Source organism: Dermacoccus sp. SAI-028, from assembly GCF_004346775.1.
GTDB classification, from domain to species: domain Bacteria; phylum Actinomycetota; class Actinomycetes; order Actinomycetales; family Dermatophilaceae; genus Dermacoccus; species Dermacoccus nishinomiyaensis.
Genome location: NZ_SMFS01000001.1, coordinates 1,219,948 through 1,242,977 on the forward strand (window position 1 = coordinate 1,219,948; position 23,030 = coordinate 1,242,977).

Sequence of the window (23,030 nt, forward strand, 5' to 3'; positions counted from 1 at the left end):
GGGACGACCCCAGGGTCAGGATCGGCCTCGCGAACGGCCGGCTGCGGGTGGTGGTGCGCGAGGCGTTCGTCAGAACAGCGACGGCCAGGGCCGCCCGGTGCGCTGGAACGAACCCGCCCGGGCACGTCTCGCGGCCGTCGGGCACCCGCGCCGACGTTCGCGACTCATGCTCATGGCATTCACGCTCGTGTTCGCGATCTTCGCCTACGAACTGTTCAGCGTGCAGTGGTGGAACGCGGACGAGCTGTCCCAGCAGGCGCTGACGCAGCGGCTCACGCGCACCAACGTGCCGGCCGCGCGCGGCACCATCACCGACGAGAACGGTGCGGTCCTCGCCCGCAGCGTCGAACGCCGCGACATCGCGGGAGACCCTGTTGCGGCCTCGCAGTACCGCAAGAACTCGAAGAGGTCGCCCAAGGGCATCGACGGCGTGGGCGCACAACTCGCCCAGGTGCTCGGCGGCGACGCGAGCGACTACGCGAGCAAGCTCGACGAGGCGAGCAAGCGAAAGAGCCGCTTCGTGTACCTCGCGAAGGACATCACGCCGGCGCAGTGGAGCCAGCTCAAGGCGCTGGAGCTGCCCGGCATCTCCTCGGAACTGCGTCAGAAGCGTGAATACCCGCAGCGCACCTCCGTCGCCCCGCTCGTCGGCTGGGTGAACTCGGCCGGCGTGCCTGGCGGCGGGGTGGAGCAGATGCTCGACGCGCAGCTGCGCGGCAAGGACGGCATCCACCAGATCGAGCGCGCTCGCAACGGCGAGCCGATCGCGACGGGGGACAACCTCGACCAGCAGCCCGTCAGCGGCCGGGCCGTGCAGCTCACCGTCGACAACGACATCCAGTGGTACGCGCAGAACGAACTCGTCGCGGCCGTCAAGAAGACGAAGTCGCAGTCGGGCGAGATCGTCGTCGCCGACAAGGCGGGGCACCTTCTCGCGACCGCGAGCTACCCGAGCTTCGACAACAACGACATGAGTTCGGCCGCGTCCGACGCCTTGCAGAACCGTGCGTTCACCGACACCTTCGAACCCGGTTCGACACAGAAGATGGTGACGGCGGGCGCGCTCCTCGAGGAGGGCCTCGCGAGGCCCACGATGCACGTCGAGGTGCCCGCCAAGTTGGAGCGCGCCGGGCGCCCGTTCCAGGATTCGCACCTCCACGGCGTCGAGTACCTGACCCTCGCCGGTGTCATCGCACAATCGTCGAACATGGGCACGATCCTCGCGGGCGAGAAGATGCCCAAGGAGACGTTGTACTCGTACATGATGAAGTTCGGGCTCGGCAAGACGACCGGAATCGGCTTTCCCGGCGAGTCCGCGGGCATCGTCCCGCCCGTCAAGAACTGGGTGGGGGACACGTGGTACACCGTGATGTTCGGTCAGGGCCTCGCGAGTTCTGCGGTGCAGCAGACGGCGCTGTTCCAGACCATCGCCAACGGTGGGGTGCGCTCGCCGCTCAGCCTCGTGTCGAAGGTGCAGGACGCCGACGGGACGATGAAGGCGCCGCAGGACGATCGCACGCCGACGCGCGTGTTCAGTGAGAAGACCTCGCGCGAGCTCATCGGCATGATGCAGGGCGTCGTGTCGAAGGAGGGCTCGGCGCCGCTCGCGGCCGTCGACGGGTACGACGTCGCCGGCAAGACCTCGACGGCCCAGCGCTACGACGCGCAGAAGAAGACGTACGACGGCGTGACGGCGGGTTTCATCGGCATGGCGCCCGCGAAGGATCCGCAGCTCATCGTGTCGGTGACGCTGCAGAAGCCGCAGGCGGGCACCTTCGGTGGCGACCTCGCCGCGCCCGTGTTCTCCAAGGTCATGGGGTACGCCCTGCATAACCGTAAGATTCCCCCGAACAAGAGCGACAAGTTGCCCTATCCGATCGAATACCGTTCGAAGGAGTCGTCGTCCCAGTGATCGAACTATCACTCGAGGAGATCGCGACCGTCACCGGGGGACGCCTGGTCGGCCCCGACGCTCGCATCACCGGTCCCGTCGTCACCGACTCGCGCGAGTGCGCCGCCGGCTCGCTCTACGTCGCGCGCGTCGGTGAGCACGCGGACGGGCACGACTTCGTCCCGGCCGCGCTGGCGGTCGGCGCTGCCGGAGTTCTCGGCGAGCGAGCGGTCGACGGTGCTTCGTGCGTCGTCGTCGACGACGTCGAACTGGCCTTCGCCGAGGTGGCGCGCGCCGTCGTCGACCGTGCACCCAACCTGCAGATCGTGGGCATCACCGGCTCGTCGGGCAAGACGTCGACGAAGGATCTGCTCGGTGCGGTGCTCGCGCGGTTCGCGCCGACGATCGCCCCCTACGGCTCGCTCAACAGCGAGGTCGGGGTCCCGCTGACGGTCTGCCGCATCGACGAGGCGACGCGCTACCTCGTCGCCGAGATGGGCGCCTCGGGGGTGGGGCACATCGCGTACCTGACGAAGATCGCGCCGCCGAGCATCGGCATCGTACTCAACGTCGGACAGGCGCACATGGGCGAGTTCGGCTCCGTCGAGGCAATCGCCCGGACGAAGGGTGAGCTCGTGGAGGCGCTGCCGCAGGACGGCGTCGCGATCCTCAACGTCGACGACTCGCGGGTGCGCGCGATGGCGAGCCGCACGCAGGCAAAGGTCATCCTCGTGGGGCTCGGCGAGGACGCCGACTACCGTGCCACCGACGTGAGCATCGACGAGGCCGGTCGCCCGAGCTATCACCTCACCTGCCCCCTCGGGGAGGCAGACGTGCGTCTCGCCCTCGTCGGCGAGCACCAGGTCGGCAACTCGCTCAGCGTCATCGCCGCCGCGACCAGCCTCGGACTCGCGCTCGGCGACGTCGTCGAGGCCGTCGCCGGAGCCGGGGCCGCGTCGCGCTGGCGCATGGAGGTCAGCGAGGTCGGCGGCGGCGTGACGCTCGTCAACGACGCGTACAACGCCAACCCCGACTCGATGCGTGCCGCGCTGCGAGCCCTCGCCCACATGGGTACCTCACGCCGCAGCATCGCCGCGCTCGGTGAGATGCGCGAACTGGGCGAGGCCTCGCATGACGAGCACACCGCCGTCGGGCAGCTCGCCGCCGAACTGGGCATCGACCGCCTCGTCGTCGTCGGCGCGGGCGCGCAGGCCATCGCGCAGGGGGCGCGCACGGCGGGCATGACGGCGGACGCCGTCACCACCGTCGACGACATCGACGCGGCACACGACGTGCTCGTCGAGCAGATCGCACCGGGGGATGTCGTGCTGTTCAAGTCGAGTCGTGACTCGGGTCTTCGCATGCTGGGGGATAGGTTGGTCGAAGAATCCGGTACACCCGCATTTCCTGTCACGGAGGTGACCTCATGAAGGGCGTGCTCATCGCGGCCATCGTGTCGCTGATCGCCGCTCTGTTCGGCACCCCCATGTTCATCAAGTTCCTGGTGCGCAAGGGATACGGGCAGTTCATCCGCGACGACGGCCCCACGACGCACCACACCAAGCGCGGCACGCCGACGATGGGTGGCGCCGTCATCATCGCGGCGAGCCTGCTCGCGTACGGCTGCGCCCACCTGTTCACGATGACGCCGATGAGCGCGAGCGGCCTACTCGTCATGTTCCTCATGGCGGGGCTGGGGCTCGTCGGGTTCGCCGACGACGCCATCAAGATCACGAAGCAGCGATCGCTCGGGCTGACGTCACTGCAGAAGCTCGGGGGGCAGACGCTCGTCGCCGTCATCTTCGCAGTGCTCGCACTGCAGTTCGAGAACTCCAACGGCCTCACACCCGCGAGCTACGCCATCTCGTTCGTGCGCGACTCGAGCCTGTCGCTCGCGGTCGGCGGCACCGTCGTCAGCCTGCTGCTGTTCGTCATCTGGGCGAACCTGCTCATCGCGGGTACCTCGAACGGCGTCAACCTCACCGACGGTCTCGACGGGCTCGCCACCGGCGCGTGCGTCATGGTGTTCGGCGCGTACGTGCTCATCTCGATCTGGCAGTTCAACCAGAACTGCCAGTACTCGGAGATGATGACGCACGCCGCCAAGTGCTATGACGTACGCGACCCTCACGACCTCGCCGTCGTCGCCGCGGCGCTCATGGGTGCCTGCTTCGGCTTCCTGTGGTGGAACGCGACGCCGGCCAAGATCTTCATGGGTGACACCGGTTCGCTCGCCCTCGGCGGCGCGCTCGCGGGCCTCGCCATCACGACGCGCACCGAGTTCCTCGTCGTCATCCTCGCCGGGCTGTTCGTCATCGAGACGCTCTCGGTCATCCTCCAGGTCGGCTCGTTCAAGGCCCGACGCAAGCGCATCTTCCGGATGGCGCCGCTGCACCACCACTTCGAGATGGTGGGTTGGAACGAGATCACCGTCGTCATCAGGTTCTGGATCATCGCGGGGCTGTGCGTCGCGTTCGGTCTGGGCATCTTCTACGCGGAATGGAACGTCAGCCAGTGAGCCAGCACGACCTGTGGGCCCTCGACCCTTCGTACGAACCGTTCGCGGGGGAGCGTGACCTCACGCACCGCGACGCCGACTGGTCCGGGTTGTCGGTGCTCGTCATCGGGCTCGGCGTGTCCGGGTTCGCGGCCGCCGACGCGCTCCTCGAGCGCGGCGCCCGCGTGCGCGTCGTCTCGCGCGACCACAGCGACGTCATGGCCGAACGCGCGCAGATCCTCGACGTCCTCGGCGCCGACGTCGCGTTCGGCGCCGAGCACATGGACGCGGCGCCGGAGGGTACGCATCTCATCGTCACCTCGCCGGGCGTGGCGCCGAGCGCGCCGATCATGCAGGACGCCATGTCGCGCGGCATCCCCGTCTGGGGTGAGGTCGAGCTCGCGTGGCGCATGCGCCCGCGCGAGGGCGGTGCGCCGTGGCTGACGATCACCGGGACCAACGGCAAGACGACGGCCGTCACGATGCTCGAGTCGATGCTCAAGGCGCAGGGGCTGCGCGCGGTGGCCGCCGGCAATGTTGGCATGCCGCTGCTCGAGGCAGTACTGCACCCGCAGCCGTACGACGTCATCGCGGTCGAGCTGTCGTCGTTCCAGCTGCACTGGTCGCGCACGGTGTCGCCGTACGCGTCCTGCTGCCTCAACGTCGCCCCCGACCACATCGACTGGCATGGCTCCTACGAGGAGTACAAGCGTCAGAAGGGGCGGGTGTACGAGCGCACCCAGGTCGCGTGCGTCTACAACGTCGACGATCCCGCGACCGAGGCGATGGTCGAGGACGCCGAGGTCGTCGACGGCTGTCGCGCGATCGGGTTCACGCTCGGCACGCCGGGGCCGTCGATGGTCGGCATCGTCGACGACGTCCTCGCCGACCGTGCCTTCATCGCCGAACGACGCACCAGCGCAGCCGAACTCGCCATCCTGAGTGACCTCGGCCCGAACGCTTCCGCACCGCACTACGTCGCCGACGCGCTCGCCGCGGCCGCGCTCGCCCGCAGCTACGGCGTGACGCTCGCCGCGGTCCGTCAGGGCCTGGTCGACTACACGCCCCAGCCGCACCGGATGGCGAGCGTCGCCGAGGTCGGCGGCGTGCGCTGGGTCGACGACTCGAAGGCGACGAACCCGCCCGCGGCCCAGGCGTCGCTGCAGGCGTTCGACCCCGTCGTCTGGATCGCCGGCGGATTGCTCAAGGGCGCCGAGGTCGATGATCTCGTGCGCGCGAACGCCTCGCGGCTGCGCGCCGTGGTGCTGCTCGGTCGTGACCGGGGCATCATCGCCGACGCTCTCGCGGCCCACGCGCCGCAGGTGCCCGTCACCGTCATCGAGACGAGCGATGCCGACGAGGCGATGCGTGAGGCCGTCGCGGCGGCGAATGCAGCCGCCCAGCGCGGCGACACCGTGCTGCTCGCACCGGCAGCGGCGAGTCTCGACATGTACGCCTCCTACGGCGCGCGCGGTGACGCGTTCGCCGACGCGGTCGCGGCACTCAGCGGATCCGGGGCATGACGGCGACGCGCCTGTCATGGCGGGATTCGCCTGCGGTGCAGGGGGCCTCGCGTCAGCTCAGAGGACGCCTGAAGTGGCTCGAGTCGCCGCTGGCCACGTATTACCTGATCCTCGGCTCGGCGGGCATGCTCGTCGGACTCGGACTCGTCATGGTGTTGTCCGCCTCGAGCGTGACGTCGTACATGGATACGCAGTCGCCGTATTCGGACTTCACGAAGCAGGCGGTATTCGCCGTGGTCGGTGTCATCGTGGCTACCGTGACGAGTCGTCTGCCGATCCGGGTGTTCAAGGTGATGGCCTTTCCTCTCATGCTCGCCGCACTCTTCCTGCAGGTGCTCGTCATGGTGCCCGGGATCGGTGTGGAGGTACTCGGCAACCGCAACTGGATCCGAGTGGGCGGGCTGCAGATCCAGCCGTCCGAGATCGGCAAGGTGGCGCTGATCCTCATGGTGGCGCTCGTCCTGTCCAACCGACAGGCCCACCTGCACGACCCCCGTCGCTCGATCCTGCCTACCGTGCCCTATGTCGTCCTGCTCATCGGGCTGATCATGCTCGGCAAGGATCTCGGGACGACGATGGTCGTCTCGGTCATCTACCTCGGCATGTTGTGGTGTGCCGGCGCGCGCAAGGCGTTGTTCGGTTGGCTGGCGGCCCTCGCCCTCGTCACGTTGCCCATCGCGATCTGGACGAGTGGTAACCGGACCTCGCGCATCCAGGCCTGGCTCGGTGGGTGCGACAACGTCGATCTCGACGGGTGCTACCAGAAGGTGCACGGCATGTACGCTCTCGCCGGGGGCGGAGTGTGGGGCCTCGGGCCGGGCGCCTCGCGTGAGAAGTGGCAGTGGTTGCCGGAGGCTCACAACGACTTCATCTTTGCCATCATCGGCGAAGAGCTCGGTCTGCCGGGTGCCCTCACGGTGCTCGCGTTGTACGTCGTGCTCGCCTACGCGTGCTACCGGCTCATCGCGCAGACGCGTGACATGTTCGTCCGCGTCGCGAGTGCCGGCATCATGGTGTGGATCTGTTTCCAGGCAGTGGTCAACATCGGCTCGGTCCTGGGCATCTTCCCGATCGTCGGTGTGCCGCTCCCGCTGGTCTCCTATGGCGGGTCGGCGCTCGTCATGACACTGTTCGGCATCGGCATCCTGTTGGCCTTCGCCAGGCAGGAACCAGGTGCCGCCGAAGCTCTCACCCTCAAACCGCGCCGCGTGGCGCGCACACTCGCCGTGCTCCCTCGACGGAAAGGCTGACTGACATGACGCTCGAACGCGTTCTGCTCGCCGGAGGAGGAACGGCCGGTCACGTCCTGCCGTTGCTCGCGACGGTGCAGGAGATCACCGACCGCCACACCGAAGCCGTCATCACGGTCGTCGGTTCCCCTGACGGCATCGAGGAGCGACTGGTGCCCGAGCACGGTTTCACGCTGTCTTACGTGCCGAAGGTCGCCTTCCCGCGTCGGCCGAACGTCGCCGCGCTGAGGTTTCCCGCCGCGTTCCGGGGGGCGCTGCGCCAGGCGGAGGCACTCGTTGCCGAACGCCGCCCGCAGGTCGTCGTCGGCTTCGGCGGGTATGTCTCGACGCCCGTCTACCTCGCGGCGCGCAAGGCTGGGATCCCCATCGTCATCCACGAGCAGAACGCCCGGCCGGGGCTGGCGAACAAGCTCGGCGTGCGATGGGCCGCGCACACGGCGACGACGTTCCCCGGCACCCCGCTGGCGGGCGCCGAGGTCGTCGGGATGCCGCTGCGACGCGAGATCCGAGAGCTTCGCCCCGCGATGCTGCGCGCCGAGGCGATGACGTACTTCGGTCTCGAACCCGGACGCCCGACGCTCGTCATCACCGGTGGCTCGCTCGGTGCAGCGAGTCTCAACGAGGCCTTCGCCGCGGCCGCGCCGGCGCTGCGTGAGGCCGGGGTGCAGGTCCTGCACATCACCGGGCGGGGCAAGGGGTTCGAGGCCCCGGCCACCGCCTCGGGGCCGCGCTACGTCGTCGAGGAGTACTGCGACCGCATGGACCTCGCCTACGCGGTGGCCGACCTCGTCGTCACGCGAAGCGGCGCCGGCATGGTGAGCGAACTGTCCACGCTCGCGATCCCCGCGATCTACGTGCCGCTGCCCATCGGCAACGGCGAGCAGCGACTCAACGCGAAGGACGTCGTCGAGGCCGGGGGAGCATTGCTCGTCGACAACGGCGACGTCGACGCGACGTGGGTAGAGCGCGTCGTCATCCCGCTCGTGACGGACGCCGACGAGCTGGCCCGCATGCGTGCGGCAGCCGGCAGCCGCGGGCACGCGGATGGCGCCGCACGCCTCGTCGACCTCATCGAGGACGCTGCAGCGACCGGGGGCCGGGCATGAGCAACGGTGTGAACGAGCGGTTCGACTTCGCCGCGCCGCTGCCCGCTCTCGCGGACGTGCCACACGTGCACATGATCGCGGTCGGCGGCTCAGGCATGTCGGGCGTCGCGCGGTTGTTCCTCGCCGCGGGCGTCACCCTGAGCGGCTCCGACAACGTCGACCTGCCGGTACTCGACGACCTTCGTGCCCAGGGAGCACGCATCGAGCTCGGGTACGACGCCGCGAACGTTGCCGACGTGCCGGACGGCGCCGTCGTCCTCATCTCAAGCGCCATCAACGAGGCCAACCCCGAACTCGTCGAAGTCAGACGGCGCGGTCTGCCGGTGCTGCACCGCAGCCAGGGCCTCGCGATGCTCATGCGCGCGGGTCGCGGGCTCGCCGTCGCGGGCGCCAACGGCAAGACGACGACGAGCGGAATGGCGACGGCCGCCCTCGTCGCGGCGGGGGAGAAGCCGTCGTTCGCGATCGGCGCCAACGTCGCGGGGCTCGGTGTCAACGCGGCACCGGGCGAGGGCGAGATCTTCGTCGTCGAGGCCGACGAGAGCGACGGCTCGTTCGTCGTCTACCACCCGCAGGTCGCGATCGTCACGAACATCAAGGACGATCACCTCGACTTCTACGGCACGTCGGCCAACCTTGCTCGTGCCTACGAGACCTTCGCGGCGACGATCGCGCCGCAGGGTCTGCTCGTCGCCTGCGCTGACGACGAGGGCTCGCTGGCCCTGGCCCAGCGCCGTCGCGCCGCGGGCGCGCGCGTCTTGACGTACGGGCGCGACACCGACGCAGACGTGCGTATCGTCGCGGAGAGCGGGGAGGGCTTCGACTGGCGCATGAGCCTCCGCGACGGGGACGCCGTCCACGACGTCGCGCTGCATGTGCCGGGTGCCCACAACCTGCTCAACGCGGCGGGCGTCTACACCGCCCTCGTCCACGGTTTCGGTCTCGCGCCGGCCGATGTCGCGCGCGGGCTCGGGGCCTTCCGCGGCACCTCGCGTCGGTTCGAGCCGCGTGGTGAGGCGGGCGGCGTCCGCGTCGTCGACGACTACGCCCACAACCCCGGCAAGCTCGACGCCCTCGTGCGTACGGCGGCCGGGCTCAAGGACGACGGCGAACTCATCGTCATCTTCCAGCCCCACCTGTACTCGCGTACGCAGCACGCGGCGACCGGTCTCGCCGCGGCGCTCGATGGCGCCGACCACGCCTTCGTCCTCGACGTGTACGGCGCGCGCGAGCAGCCCGTCGCCGGGGTGAGCGGCGCGCTGATCACCGATCGCATGACGTCCGGACGCGGCGAGTTCACTCCCACGGCCGACGACGCGCTCGCTCGCGTGCTCGACGTGGCTCGCCCGGGCGACCTCGTCGTGACCGTCGGCGCGGGCGATGTCACGCACCTCGGCCCGCGCATCCTCACTGGCCTCAAGACGCGTGAAGGTGAAGTCGAAGGTTAATCTTTTCGGCGGCCAAGACCCCCCGGGATTCTGCGGAATGCCGGGGGTCTTCCGTTGCCTCAGGGGTCCCGGGTCGCCGAGGGGGTACGTTCGTGCTCGGGTGGGCGGGCCACGTGCCTGACGGGGTCACGTTCGAGTTGACGTCGAGATGTTCGCGTCGGGGCATCCGGTCGCGTAGCATCGGCTCTGCATACTCGCACCCGCTTTCGAAAGGCCTCTTCTCGTGGCAACTCCCCAGAACTACCTGGCCGTCATCAAGGTCGTCGGTATCGGCGGCGGTGGCGTCAATGCCATCAACCGGATGATCGAGGTCGGCCTCAAGGGTGTGGAGTTCATCGCGATCAACACCGACGCCCAGGCCCTGCTCATGAGTGACGCCGACGTCAAGCTCGACGTGGGCCGTGAGCTGACGCGCGGTCTCGGTGCCGGCGCCGACCCCGAGGTCGGTCGTCAGGCGGCGGAGGATCACGCTGAGGAGATCGAAGAGGTCCTCAAGGGCGCCGACATGGTGTTCGTCACCGCCGGTGAGGGTGGTGGCACGGGCACCGGTGGTGCGCCCGTCGTCGCGAAGATCGCCCGCGGCCTCGGTGCTTTGACGATCGGTGTCGTGACCCGCCCGTTCACCTTCGAGGGCCGTCGTCGCGCGAACCAGGCCGAGCTCGGCATCTCCGCGCTGCGCGAAGAGGTCGACACGCTCATCGTCATCCCGAACGACCGGCTGCTGTCGATCAGCGACCGCGCCGTCTCGATGCTTGACGCCTTCCGCTCGGCCGACCAGGTGCTCCTGTCCGGTGTCCAGGGCATCACCGACCTCATCACGACCCCAGGTCTGATCAACCTCGACTTCGCCGACGTCAAGTCCGTCATGCAGGGTGCCGGCTCGGCGCTCATGGGCATCGGTTCGGCCCGTGGCGAGGACCGCGCGGTGCAGGCCGCCGAACTCGCTATCTCGAGCCCGCTGCTCGAGGCGAGCATCGACGGCGCCCACGGCGTCCTGCTGTCGGTCCAGGGCGGTTCCGACCTCGGTCTGTTCGAGATCAACGAGGCCGCTCGCCTCGTGCAGGAGGCGGCGCACCCCGAGGCCAACATCATTTTCGGCGCCGTCATCGACGACGCCCTGGGCGACGAGGTGCGCGTCACCGTCATCGCCGCCGGTTTCGACGGTGGTGCGCCGCAGAAGCGCAACGATGAGCGTCCTGCTCAGCAGGGTGGCGCTCAGCAGCGTCCCGCGAAGCAGCAGACGTCCGCGCAGATGCCGTCCCAGCAGGCGCAGCAGTCCTACCAGCCGCAGGCTGCCGCCCCGGCGACGATCAAGCCCGTCACCGTTCCCGGGACGACCGCCGGCCCGACGCGCGTCTCCGCGCCGCCGGCCCGCGTCCAGCCGGGTCAGGGTGAGCAGCAGCACGCCCAGGACGCTCAGCAGGGCCAGGCGCAGCAAGGGCAGTCGCAGCAGGGCGGTCAGCAGGCCCCCGAGGTCGTGCGTCCGCCCAAGGAGGTCACGTTCGAGGATCGTGACGACCTGGACGTCCCCGACTTCCTCAAGTGATCCGGAGCCCGGTCGATGTTCTTCTGGCACGACCGGCGTGAGTCGCCGAGCGGCTCGCTCGAACGGTGCTTCACCGATTCCCTCGACGGGGTCAGTGAGGCGCCGTTCTCGGCGTTGAACCTCGGGCTGCACGTCGGTGACGACGAGCGTGCGGTGCGCGTGAACAGGGAGCGGGTCTCCGCGCAGCTGGGTGGCGTCCCCATCGCCTGGATGGATCAGGTCCACGGCGCGAGCGTCGCGGAGGTCACCCTCGCCGACGTCGCCTCCGGTCAGGCCGGACCGAGCGCTGACGCGATGGTCAGCCGTGACAGCGGCCTCGCGCTCGGCGTCATGGTGGCCGACTGCACGCCGGTTCTCCTGAGTGATGACGCGGCCGGCGTCATCGGCGTCGCGCACGCCGGGCGTCCCGGCATGCTCGCCGGCGTCGTGCCGGCGGCGCTCGAGGCGATGCGCCACCTCGGAGCGCGCGACATCAGCGCAGTGCTGGGCCCGTCGATCTGCGGGCGCTGCTACGAGGTGCCGCGCGAGATGCATGACGCCGCGCGTCAGGCCCACCCGGCCAGCGCCGCCATCACGTGGACGGGCACGCCGGCGATCGACGTCGCGGCGGGCGTCGCGTCGCAGCTCGCGGACGCCGGTGTCCCGCTCGAATGGGTGCCGGGATGCACGCGTGAGGAGCCTCGCCTGTACTCGTATCGTCGCGACGGCGCGACGGGTCGCTTCGCCGGGCTCATCGTCCGCAAGGCGGCCGTGTCGTGATGCAGCCTCCGACGCCGTCACGCACCGCCGATTCCGACCCCAGTCGCCGTGGTCTCGACGCCTCGCCCGCGCGTCGCGCCGAGTTGCAGGCCAACCTGGAGCGCGTGCGCGTCCGCATCGCCGCCGCCACGAGCGCGGCCGGGCGTGACGACGCCCCGACGCTCGTCGTCGTCACGAAGTTCTTCCCCGTCACCGACCTCGTCGCGCTCGCCGACCTCGGGGTGGGCGACGTGGGGGAGAACCGCGAGCAGGAGCTCGTCGAGAAGGTCGATGCGCTGCGCGCCGAGCGTCCGGATCTCATCGCCTCACCGCGTCGGCACTTCATCGGCCAGATCCAGAGCAAGAAGACGCGCCGCATCGCGCGGCACGCGGACGTCGTGCAGTCGCTCGACCGGCTCAAGCTCGTGCCGCTGCTCGACGCCGGCGCCGCGGATCGCGAGAACCCCCTCGACATCTTCGTGCAGGTCGCTCTCGAGCGTGACGGTTCGGGGCGCGGTGGCGCGCAGGAGACCGAGCTGCACGAGGTGGCCGCGGCGGTCGAGCAGGCGCCGCACCTACGGTTGTGCGGGCTCATGGCGGTCGCGCCACTCGGAGAGGAGCCGGCCGCCGCGTTCTCGCGTCTCGCGCACGTCCGTCAAGATTTCCTCGCAAACTTCCCGCAGGCCACGTCGTTGTCGGCGGGGATGTCGGGCGATCTCGAGGACGCGGTGAAGATCGGCGCGACACACCTGCGTGTCGGAAGCGCAATACTCGGTTCGCGTCCGCTCGCCGGGTAACTTCGAGCCTGACACCGACGAGCTATGTGGTGCCCTTTCCGCGAGGGGCCAGGCGGACACAGGAGCAGGAAGAATGAGCGCACTGCGCAAGACGATGGAATACCTCGGACTGTCCGACGTGGACACGCACGCGCCGCGCGCGAGCGAGCAGTACGTCGAGGAGTACGAGGTCGCCTACGACGACGAGCGTCACGACGACTATGACGCGTACGAACGTCGCGCCCCTGCCGAGGTCACGCCGCTGCGCCCCGAGGTGACCCACCACGACTTTTCCGACACGGAGGCCTCGACCATGAGTCGCATCACGACCATCCACCCTCGGACGTACAACGAGGCCAAGGAGATCGGTGAGGCCTTTCGCGACAACGTCCCCGTCATCATGAACCTGTCCGACATGGACGACACGGACGCCAAGCGTCTCGTCGACTTCGCCGCCGGTCTCGTCTTCGGTCTGCACGGCTCTATCGAGCGCGTGACGAGCAAGGTCTTCCTCCTCTCGCCCGAGAACGTCGAGGTCTCCACGAGCGGGCCCGAGGTCGCCAAGGCGACGCGCGGGCTGTTCAACCAGAGCTGAATCGTCGCCTCGCGCTCGGGCCGCGGCCGCCGTTGTCCCCTGGATGACGGCGGCCGCGCCCATGCGTGGGAGGATGGCGTCATGGTGATGAAGGAGACTCGATGAACGGCGTCAGAACGGCGCTCGCGACCGTGCTCGACGTGTTCTTCGTCGTGCTCATCGCGCGCCTCGTCTTCGACTGGATCCAGGTGTTCGCGCGGCAGTGGACGCCGCGTGGCGTCGTGCTCGTCGTCGCGGAGGCGGTCTACACCGTCACCGACCCGCCGATCAAGGCGGTGCGCCGCGTCGTTCCGCCCCTGCGCCTCGGCGGCGTCGGCATCGACCTGGCGTTCCTGATCGTGGCGCTGGCTGTGCAAGTCGCGGCTAATCTCCTAAGGTGAAGTCGGGAAATTTTTGAGCGTGCCCGCATCGGCGTGCACGAAACGGATTTGCCGAGGCCCCGCCTCGGCTTCGAGCGTTACTGAGGTGAATACATGGCGCTGACGCCGGAAGACGTCGTCAAGAAGGAGTTCTCGAAGCCGAAGGGGTTCGGGCGCAACGGGTATGACGAGATCCAGGTCGACGACTTCCTCGACGAGATCGTCGTCGAGCTGCGTCGGCTGAACGCCGAGAACGACTCGCTGAGCGACAAGCTCGACGACTGCCGCCGCAGCCACGGCGGAGACGGCGACGCGACGATGGCGGGCCAGTCGAAGACGACGGCCGTCCCGGCCCTCACGCCGGTGAACAACGCTGCGGCTCCAGCCGCGGGTGGCTCGAGCGACGAGGACAAGGCGGAGATCGCGCGCCTCAAGAAGGAACTGGAAACGTCGCGCACCGAACTCGACAAGGCGCGTGCCCCCAAGGCGAACGAGGCTGCCGACGCAGGTCAGGACGCGGCGAGCGCCGACCCCACGAGCGCCCGTCGCGACCTCCAGAGCGCCCGCGAGGAGGCCAAGAACGCGCAGGCGAAGCTGGCCGAGGCCGACGCGCGCATCACGCAGCTGGAGAACGAGCTGAAGCAGGCCCGTGAGGCCGCCTCGGCGACGTCGACGCAGCCGGCCGCGAACGAGACCAACGCCGGCACCGACGCGGCGGGCGTCATCGCCCTCGCACAGCGTCTGCACGACCAGCACGTGCGTGACGGCGAGACCGAGCGTGATCGTCTCGTCGGCGAAGCCACCGCGCACCGCGACAAGGTGGTCACGGAGGCGAACGCGAAGAGCGAGAAGTTGCTGTCGAGCGCCAAGCAGCGCCACGACGAACTGCTGACGACAGGCCAGTCGACCTACGACGACCTCGTCAAGCGCGGCCAGAGCGAGCACGACGACCTCGTCAAGAAGGCTCAGGCCAAGCACGACGAACTCGTCTCGAGCGGGCAGAGCCAGCACGACAAGCTCGTGCGCACGGGTACCGAGAAGTCGGCCGCGCTCGTGACCGAGGCCGAGCAGCGTCGCACGAGCATCCTGTCCGACCTCGAGACGCGACGCACGGCGCTGCAAGCCGAGATCGAGCGGCTCAGGGGCTTCGAGACCGACTACCGCTCGAACCTCAAGGGTTACCTGAGCGAGCAGCTGCGCAAGCTCGACGAGAAGCAGCAGACGCCCGACACCAAAGCATGATGACCGCGGCCTCATGGCCGTCACCAAGCGGGCTCGTGCACGATCTGTCGTCCACGAGCCCGCTTCGTGCGTCCCTTTGCTGGTCCTACTAGCGGGTACGTAAAACTTCATCTGTTGTTCGCCTCGACCCGCCTGATGTGGCCTATCCTCTGCGTAATATCCGCATCATCGTGCGCGCCGAGCGGGCGCCGCTGGGAGACTGGAGTGACCACCATGGCGACACAGAAGACCGCCGCGAGCGACCTGGCCGTCGGCGGCGCCGAGGAGCCGTGGGGCGACGCCGAACTCGCCGAGGTGCGGGCCGAGCTCGAGGCCGACGTGGCCCGCGTGCGCGCCGAGCTCGACGAACTCGCCACGGACTTCGAGGGGCTGCTGCGCAACCCGGGCGACGGGGCGGGCGACGACCAGGCCGACGTCGGCAACGCGAACTTCGAGCGCGAGCACGAGATCTCGTTGGCCCGCAAGTCCGCGGAGGTGCTGCGTCAGAGCGAACGCGCCCTCGGGCGGATGGACGACGGCACGTACGGCGTATGCGAATCGTGCGGCGGCCCGATCGGCAAACTTCGACTCCAGGCCTTCCCTCGTGCGACCCTATGCATGACATGCAAGAAGAAGCAGGAGCGCCGCTGAACTCGGGCGCCACACCCACCGTCCCCCCGTCCCGCGTCTCGGGGCGCCCTCTCGCGCTCGTCGCCGTGGCGGCGCTCGGCGTCATCGCGGCCGACCAGGCCAGCAAGCAATGGGCGCAGGACGCCCTGAGTGACGGCCGCCCGCGTGATCTGCTCGGCTCGTTCCTGCGGCTGCGGTTGACGTACAACCCCGGCGCCGCGTTCAGCCTCGGCACGAATTCGACGCTCTTCATCACCGCGATCGCGGTGGTCGTGGTCGTCGTGCTCGCCGTGACCGCGCGCAAGCTGCGTAGCCTCCCGTGGGCCCTCGCCTTCGGGCTGATCATCGGAGGAGCCGTTGGCAATCTGATCGACAGGTTCTTTCGTGAGCCGGGTGGGGGGCGTGGCCACGTCGTGGACTTTTTCGAGCTGCCGCACTGGCCGATCTTCAACCTGGCCGATTCGGCGATCTGCGTCGCCGCGGCCCTCGTCGTGTTGCTGACCTTCCGCGGCATCGGTCTCGACGGAACGCGCGAGGGCGCCCACGACGGCGCAGATGATGGCGCGTCGCCCACCACCGAGGAGGCTCAGCGATGAGCGAGGTCAAGTCGTTGTTCGTCCCCGAAGGGCTCGAGGGGGAGCGCGTCGACGCGGCCATCGCCCGCCTGCTGGGTTTCTCCCGCACCCGCGCCGCCGAACTCGCGGCCGAGGGCGCCGTCAGCGTCGACGGCAAGCGGGTCGCGAAGTCCGAGCGCGTGAGCGCCGGCGCGTGGCTCGAGGTCGCGATGCCGGAACGTACCGGGCCGCGTGAGGCGACGCCCCGCGTCGAACCCGTGCCCGGCATGAACATCGTGCACGACGACACCGAGATCGTCGTCGTCGACAAGCCGGCCGGCGTCGCCGCGCACCCGAGCGTCGGCTGGGACGGCCCGGATGTCGTCGGTGGCCTCGCCGCTGCGGGGTACCGCATCTCCACCTCGGGCGCACCGGAGCGTCAGGGCATCGTGCAGCGCCTCGACGTCGGCACGAGCGGTCTCATGGTCGTCGCCAAGAGCGAGCGTGCGTACACCCTGCTCAAGCAGGCATTCCGTGACCGCACGGTCGACAAGACGTACCACGCGCTCGTGCAGGGCCTGCCGGACCCGATCGAGGGCACGATCGACGCGCCGATCGGGCGCCATCCCAACCACGACTACAAGTTCGCCGTCATGGATTCCGGCCGCGCGTCGGTGACGCACTACGAACTGCTCGAGGCGTTCCGGTCGGCGTCGCTGCTCGAGATCCATCTCGAGACGGGGCGCACCCACCAGATCCGTGTCCACGTCTCAGCGATGCATCATCCGTGCGTCGGCGACCCGCTGTACGGCTCCGACCCGACGCTCGCGAAGAAGCTCGGGCTGGAGCGTCAGTGGCTGCACGCCGTCGAGCTCGGATTCGACCACCCCGGTAGCGGCGAACGTGTGACGTTCACCTCGCCGTACCCGGCCGACCTGCAGCGCGCGCTCGATCGCATCAGCGCCTGACGCGGAATTCCGCGACGTTCCGCCCGGCTCCCGGCTCGCCCCGGGAGCCGGGCGTCGCGCATCCGGCGGGGTTGTCGGTGGCCGGTCGTAGACTTCAGGGCGATGTCCAGTCAGTCGAAGAGCTTCGTCCATCTGCACAACCACACCGAGTACTCGATGCTCGACGGTGCAGCCCGTATCGATGACATGTTCGCGCGTGCGCAGGAGTTCGGCATGCCCGCGATCGCGACCACCGACCACGGGTACCTGTTCGGTGCCTACGAGTTCTGGTCGAAGTCGCGCAAGTATGACGTGAAGCCGATCATCGGCCTCGAGGCGTACATGACGCCGGGCACGCACCGCACCGACAAGACGCGCACGACGTGGGGCGAGCGCGGCCAGGAGGCCGACGACGTCTCCAACCGGGGTCTCTACACGCACATGACGCTGCTCGCGAAGAACAACGAGGGCATGCACAACCTCTTCCGCATGGGCTCGCAGGCCTCGCTCGACCAGGTGTACTCGAAGTATCCGCGACTTGACCGAGAGCTGCTCAACACGTACGGCACGGGCATCATCGGCACGACGGGGTGCCCATCGGGGGAGATCCAGACGCGCCTTCGTCTGGGGCAGTACGACAAGGCGCGCGAGGCCGCGGCGGAGTTCCGCGACATCTTCGGTGACGGCAACTTCTACTGCGAGCTGATGGAGCACGACCTCGACGTCGACATCGAGCGGCGCGTGCGCAGTGACCTGCTCAAGCTGGCGAAGGACCTCAACCTGCCGCTTCTCGCGACGAACGACCTGCATTACACGAACAAGGAGGACGCGGTCCACCACGATGCGCTGCTGTGCATCAACTCGGGTTCGCGCCTGACCGACCCCAACCGCTTCAAGTTCGGCAGCCACGAGTTCTACCTCAAGTCGGCCGACGAGATGCGTCACCTCTTCCGAGACCACCCGGACGCGTGCGACAACACCCTGCTCATCGCCGAGCAGTGCGACGTGTCCTTCACCGAGGGCGAAGGGCGCTACATGCCGCGCTTCCCCTGCCCCGAGGGTGAGGACGAGACGTCCTGGTTCATCAAGGAGGTCGAGACGGGGCTGCGCCGTCGCTTCCCCGAGGGTGTGCCGGACTACGCCGTGAAGCAGGCGAAGTACGAGCAGGACGTCATCATCGGCAAGGGCTACCCGGGCTACTTCCTCGTCGTCGCCGACTTCATCAACTGGGCGAAGCGCAACGGCATCCGCGTCGGGCCGGGGCGTGGTTCGGGTGCCGGTTCGATGTGCGCGTACGCGATGGGCATCACCGACCTCGACCCCGTCCCGCATGGTCTGATCTTCGAGCGCTTCCTCAACCCCGAACGTCAGTCGATGCCCGACTTCGACGTCGACTTCGACGAGCGTCGGCGCTCGGAGGTCATCCGGTACGTCGTCGACAAGTACGGCGAGGATCGCGTGTCGTACATCGTCACGTACGGCACGATCAAGGCGAAGCAGGCCGTCAAGGACGCCTCGCGCGTCATGGACTTCCCGTTCGCCATCGGCGAGCAGATGACGAAGGCGATGCCGGCCGACGTCATGGGCAAGGGCGTTCCGCTGGCGAAGATGTACGACGAGAGCCACCCGCGCTACGCCGAGGGCGGCGAGTTCCGTGAGCTCATCGCCTCCGACCCGACGTTCAAGAACATCTTCGACGCGGGCGTCGGCCTCGAGGGGCTGAAACGTCAGTGGGGCGTCCACGCGGCGGGCGTCATCATGTCGAGCGAACCGCTCATCGACGTCATCCCGATCATGCGTCGCCTGCAGGACGGCGCCGTCATCACGCAGTTCGACTACCCGAGCTGCGAGACGCTCGGCCTCGTCAAGATGGACTTCCTCGGCCTGCGCAACCTGACGATCCTCGACGACGCGCTCAAGAACATCAAGGCCAACCGTGACGAGGACATCGACCTCGACGCGCTGAGCAAGGACATGACGGACGCGAAGACGTACGACCTGCTCGCGCGAGGTGACACGCTCGGCGTGTTCCAGCTCGACGGCGGCGGCATGCGCCAGCTACTGCGTCTCATGCAGCCCGACAACTTCGAGGACATCTCCGCCGCTCTCGCGCTGTACCGTCCCGGCCCGATGGGCGCCAACGCGCACACCAACTTCGCGCTGCGCAAGAACGGCAAGCAGCAGATCGACTACATCCACCCCGAGCTGACCGAGGCGCTCGAGCCGATCCTCAACATGACGTACGGCCTGATCATCTATCAGGAGCAGGTCATGGAGATCGCGCAGAAGCTCGCCGGGTACACCCTCGGCAACGCCGACCTGCTGCGGCGCGCGATGGGCAAGAAGAAGAAGGAGGTGCTCGACGCCGAGTACGTCAACTTCGAGAAGGGCATGCTCGACAACGGCTTCTCGAAGGAGTCGGTGCAGACGCTGTGGAGCATCCTGTTGCCGTTCTCCGACTACGCGTTCAACAAGGCGCACACCGCGGCGTACGGGCTCGTGTCGTACTGGACGGGCTATCTCAAGGCGAACTACCCGGCCGAGTACATGGCGGCGCTGCTCACGTCGGTGCGAGACGACAAGGACAAGTCGGCGCTGTACCTCAACGAGTGCCGTCACATGGGCATCAAGGTGCTGCCGCCCGACGTCAACGAGTCGATCGGCAACTTCGCGGCCGTCGGCGAGGACATCCGTTTCGGGCTCGAGGCGATCCGCAACGTCGGTTCCAACGTCGTCGCGGCGATCATCGCGGCGCGTGAGGAGAAGGGCCGCTTCACCTCGTTCGAGGACTTCCTGCGCAAGTGCCCCGCGACGGTGCTCAACAAGCGCACGGTCGAGTCACTCGTCAAGGCGGGCGCGTTCGACGACCTCGGCCACCAGCGTCAGGGGCTCGTGCAGATCCATGAGTCGTACGTCGATGCGCTCATCGACGAGAAGCGCAAGGAGGAGCACGGGCAGGATTCGCTGTTCGCCGGTTTCGGTGACGACGCGCCGGGCATCGAGTTCGCCGCGCTACCGCAGATTCCGCCGATCGAGTGGGACAAGCAGACGAAGCTCGCGTTCGAGCGCGAGATGCTCGGCCTGTACGTCTCCGACCACCCGCTGTTCGGCATCGAGGCGGCGCTCGCGCAGTTCTCCGACACATCGGTCGCGCGCCTGCTCGCTGAGGACGCGCTGCCAGACGGCGCGACGGTGACGATCGCCGGGCTCATCACGGGCCTGCAGATCAAGCGCACGAAGAAGGGCGATCTGTGGGCCATCGCGACCGTCGAGGACATGGACGGCGCGATCGAGTGCCTGTTCTTCCCCTCGACGTACGCGACGGTTTCGACGATGCTGAGCCAGGACGTCGTGTGCGCTGTCAAGGGGCGCGTCAACCGTCGTGACGAGTCTGTCGCGCTCAACGCGATGGAGCTGACGCTGCCCGAGCTGACGGACGGCCCACGCGGCCCGGTACTGCTGCACCTGCCGTACGCGCGGGCGACGCAGGGGTTGGCCGAGCGGCTCAAGGAGGTACTGGGGGAGCACCCCGGCATCACCGAGGTGCACCTCAAGCTCTCGCGGCCGGGGCGCACCCTCACCGTCAAGCTCGACGACAGCCTGCGCGTCAACGCGACGCCCGCGCTGTTCGGTGACCTCAAGGCCCTCCTGGGCCCCTCGTGCCTCGGCTGACGCACGACGACCGTTCGGAAGGAACACCCATGACCGACACCACGGCGACTCAGCCGATGCCGCCGATCGCTCGTCGCGTGCCGACGCAGCGCACCCACCACGGGGACGTCTTCGTCGACGACTACGAGTGGCTGCGCGACAAGAGCAACCCCGACGTCATCGCGCATCTGAACGCGGAGAACGCCTACACCGACGCCGTGCTCGCGGCGCAGGAGCCGCTGCGCGAGCGTCTCTTCGACGAGATCAAGTCGCGCACGAAGGAGACCGATCTGTCGATCCCGGTGCGCGACAAGGACTGGTGGTACTACACGCGCACCCTCGAGGGAAAGCAGTACGGCATCAGCTGCCGCGCACCGTACCGTGACGGTGAGGCCCGTCCGACGCCGCGGCCGGGGGAGGCGCTCGCGGGGGAGCAGGTGCTGCTCGACGGCAACGTCGAGGCCGAGGGCAAGGAGTTCTACTCGGTCGGCGCACTCGCGCTGACGCCCGACCAGAACCGGCTCGCCGCGCTCATGGACTTCGCGGGTGACGAGCGCTACGCCGTCACGGTGCGCGACATCGCCACGGGCGAGACGATCGAGGAGAGCGTCACCGACGTCGGGTACGGCCTCGTGTGGTCGGCTGCGGGGGATGCGTACTTCTACACGCGCGTCGACGAGTCGTGGCGCCCGCACCAGGTGTGGCGTCACGTCGTCGGCACCGACCCGAGCGAGGACGTGCTGCTCTACCAGGAGGACGACGCGGCCTTCTGGCTCGGCATCGGCGGCACGCATGACGATCGGTGGCTCATCCTGTCGATGGGGTCGAAGAACACCTCCGAGTTCCACCTCATGGATCTGCACGACGAGGCCGCCGGCTGGCGCGTCGTGCAGCCGCGCACCGAGGGGCTCGACTACGACATCGAGATCGACGGGGACCGGCTCTACATCGTGCACAACCGTGACCGCGTCGACTTCGACGTGGCCGTGGCGCCGCTCGCCGACCCCGGCGTCGACAACTGGCAGCCGTTGCTCGTGGGCGCCGAGGGCGAGCGCATCCTCGGGGTCTCCGCCTACCGCGACTTCATGCTCGTCGGGCTGCGCGCCGGCGGCCTGCCGACCGTGCGGCTCCTGCCCAAGGAGGGCGACGGTTTCGGGGCGGCGCGCGAGCTGCCGTTCGCGGGGGAGCTCACCGTCGTCGGTGTCGGGGCGAACCCGACGTACGAGGCGACGACGCTCATGGTCGCAACAGAGTCGTTCATCGAGCCGCGCGCCATCTACGACTGGGACACGACGACGGACGAGGTGACGCTGCTCAAGCGTCGCGAGGTGCTGGGCGGCCACGACCCGGCCGACTACCAGCAGCACCGTCTGTGGGTGACGGCTCCCGACGGCGCCCAGGTGCCGGTCTCGCTCGTGGCGCACCGCGACGTCACGCCCGACGGGACGAACCCCGTGCTGCTGTACGGGTACGGCTCGTACGAGTCGTCGATCGACCCGTATTTCTCCGTCCTGCGGCTCAGCCTGCTGCAGCGCGGCGTCGTGTTCGCCATCGCGCACGTGCGCGGTGGCGGTGAGATGGGCCGATCCTGGTATCTCGACGGGCGGCTCGAGCACAAGAAGAACACATTCACCGACTTCGTCGCGGCGGGGCGTCACCTCGTCGAGACGGGGTGGGCGGCCCCCGATCGCCTTGCGGCCGAGGGTGGTTCGGCCGGCGGCCTCCTCATCGGCGCGGCGCTCAACGAGGCGCCTGAGCTGTTCTGCGCCGTGCACGCGCAGGTGCCGTTCGTCGACGCTCTGACGACGACGCTCGACCCGTCCCTGCCGCTGACGCAGGGGGAGTGGGAGGAATGGGGCAACCCGCTCGCCGACCCGGACGTGTACGCGTACATGAAGAGTTACACGCCGTACGAGAACGTCCGCGACGTCGACTACCCGTCGGTGCTCGCGACGACGAGCCTCAACGACACGCGCGTGTTCTACGTCGAACCCGCGAAGTGGGTGCAGATGCTGCGCCGCACCGTCACGAGTGACCAGAACGAGCGACCGATTCTGCTCAAGACCGAGATGGTCGCGGGCCACGGCGGCGTCAGCGGGCGGTACGAGGCGTGGAAGGAAGCGGCGTTCGAGACCGCGTGGATTCTCGACCGTCTCGACGCGTCCGAGATCGTGCACCCGGCGTCCGCCAACGTCTGACTCACGCCCTGAGAAACCGGCACCCTGGGGAAGTGAACCCCGTTCTTGCGCCCAAGTGCACCCGGGTGCACTTGGGCGCAAGAACGGGGGCTGCATCTCT

18 protein-coding genes are annotated in these 23,030 nt (G+C 68.6%); all 18 read left to right on the forward strand.

Features of this window, described 5'->3' with window-relative positions; all coding sequences use genetic code 11:
• Positions 1–172 precede the first annotated feature (172 nt).
• The 18 genes from EDC82_RS05625 to EDC82_RS05710 all read left to right on the forward strand — a co-directional run bounded on the left by EDC82_RS05625 (position 173) and on the right by EDC82_RS05710 (position 22,930).
• Entirely contained in the window at positions 173–1,912 is a 1,740-nt protein-coding gene (locus tag EDC82_RS05625; RefSeq protein WP_235006129.1) for a penicillin-binding protein 2, read from the forward strand.
• The gene (gene murF, locus EDC82_RS05630) at positions 1,909–3,321 is read left to right on the forward strand and encodes a UDP-N-acetylmuramoyl-tripeptide--D-alanyl-D-alanine ligase (RefSeq protein WP_062258725.1); all 1,413 of its coding nucleotides are present in this window, start codon (positions 1,909–1,911) and stop codon (positions 3,319–3,321) included. Before EDC82_RS05625 ends, murF begins: the two co-directional genes overlap by 4 nt.
• A complete protein-coding gene (gene mraY / locus EDC82_RS05635; RefSeq protein WP_006946613.1) occupies positions 3,318–4,409 on the forward strand; it encodes a phospho-N-acetylmuramoyl-pentapeptide-transferase in 1,092 nt (363 codons plus the stop codon). The genes murF and mraY overlap by 4 nt, the downstream gene beginning before the upstream one ends.
• Entirely contained in the window at positions 4,391–5,911 is a 1,521-nt protein-coding gene (murD, locus tag EDC82_RS05640; RefSeq protein WP_170957185.1) for a UDP-N-acetylmuramoyl-L-alanine--D-glutamate ligase, read from the forward strand. The genes mraY and murD overlap by 19 nt, the downstream gene beginning before the upstream one ends.
• Complete coding sequence (gene ftsW, locus EDC82_RS05645; RefSeq protein WP_006946534.1) at positions 5,908–7,161, forward strand: putative lipid II flippase FtsW; 1,254 nt, start codon at positions 5,908–5,910, stop codon at positions 7,159–7,161. Before murD ends, ftsW begins: the two co-directional genes overlap by 4 nt.
• A gap of 5 nt (positions 7,162–7,166) precedes the next feature.
• Complete coding sequence (gene murG / locus EDC82_RS05650; protein ID WP_006946518.1) at positions 7,167–8,267, forward strand: undecaprenyldiphospho-muramoylpentapeptide beta-N-acetylglucosaminyltransferase; 1,101 nt, start codon at positions 7,167–7,169, stop codon at positions 8,265–8,267.
• Entirely contained in the window at positions 8,264–9,715 is a 1,452-nt protein-coding gene (gene murC, locus EDC82_RS05655; RefSeq protein WP_040014934.1) for a UDP-N-acetylmuramate--L-alanine ligase, read from the forward strand. Before murG ends, murC begins: the two co-directional genes overlap by 4 nt.
• Before the next feature lie 223 nt (positions 9,716–9,938).
• A complete protein-coding gene (gene ftsZ / locus EDC82_RS05660; protein WP_006946559.1) occupies positions 9,939–11,261 on the forward strand; it encodes a cell division protein FtsZ in 1,323 nt (440 codons plus the stop codon).
• A gap of 15 nt (positions 11,262–11,276) precedes the next feature.
• Positions 11,277–12,020: a peptidoglycan editing factor PgeF gene (gene pgeF, locus EDC82_RS05665; protein WP_006946611.1), complete on the forward strand. Its 744-nt coding sequence runs from the start codon at positions 11,277–11,279 to the stop codon at positions 12,018–12,020.
• Positions 12,017–12,796 (forward strand): YggS family pyridoxal phosphate-dependent enzyme, encoded by a 780-nt coding sequence (locus EDC82_RS05670; protein WP_200829278.1) that lies wholly within the window; start codon positions 12,017–12,019, stop codon positions 12,794–12,796. The genes pgeF and EDC82_RS05670 overlap by 4 nt, the downstream gene beginning before the upstream one ends.
• 73 nt (positions 12,797–12,869) lie before the next feature.
• Entirely contained in the window at positions 12,870–13,370 is a 501-nt protein-coding gene (locus tag EDC82_RS05675; protein ID WP_006946575.1) for a cell division protein SepF, read from the forward strand.
• A gap of 101 nt (positions 13,371–13,471) precedes the next feature.
• A complete protein-coding gene (locus tag EDC82_RS05680) occupies positions 13,472–13,750 on the forward strand; it encodes a YggT family protein (protein ID WP_006946604.1) in 279 nt (92 codons plus the stop codon).
• 93 nt (positions 13,751–13,843) lie between these two features.
• Complete coding sequence (locus EDC82_RS05685; RefSeq protein ID WP_131940835.1) at positions 13,844–14,971, forward strand: DivIVA domain-containing protein; 1,128 nt, start codon at positions 13,844–13,846, stop codon at positions 14,969–14,971.
• 213 nt (positions 14,972–15,184) lie between these two features.
• Entirely contained in the window at positions 15,185–15,601 is a 417-nt protein-coding gene (locus EDC82_RS05690) for a TraR/DksA C4-type zinc finger protein (RefSeq protein ID WP_040014933.1), read from the forward strand.
• Positions 15,574–16,176, forward strand: coding sequence for a signal peptidase II (gene lspA, locus EDC82_RS05695; RefSeq protein ID WP_082740965.1), 603 nt, complete (start codon positions 15,574–15,576; stop codon positions 16,174–16,176). The genes EDC82_RS05690 and lspA overlap by 28 nt, the downstream gene beginning before the upstream one ends.
• Positions 16,173–17,102 carry an RluA family pseudouridine synthase gene (locus EDC82_RS05700; protein WP_006946614.1) on the forward strand — a complete coding sequence of 310 codons (930 nt, stop codon included), beginning with the start codon at positions 16,173–16,175 and terminating at the stop codon, positions 17,100–17,102. The genes lspA and EDC82_RS05700 overlap by 4 nt, the downstream gene beginning before the upstream one ends.
• 102 nt (positions 17,103–17,204) lie before the next feature.
• On the forward strand, positions 17,205–20,753 hold the full coding sequence (gene dnaE / locus EDC82_RS05705) for a DNA polymerase III subunit alpha (RefSeq protein WP_131940840.1): 3,549 nt from the start codon (positions 17,205–17,207) through the stop codon (positions 20,751–20,753).
• Positions 20,754–20,782: 29 nt separating this feature from the next.
• Positions 20,783–22,930, forward strand: a complete 2,148-nt coding sequence (locus tag EDC82_RS05710) for a S9 family peptidase (RefSeq protein WP_131940842.1) — start codon at positions 20,783–20,785, stop codon at positions 22,928–22,930.
• Positions 22,931–23,030 lie beyond the last annotated feature (100 nt).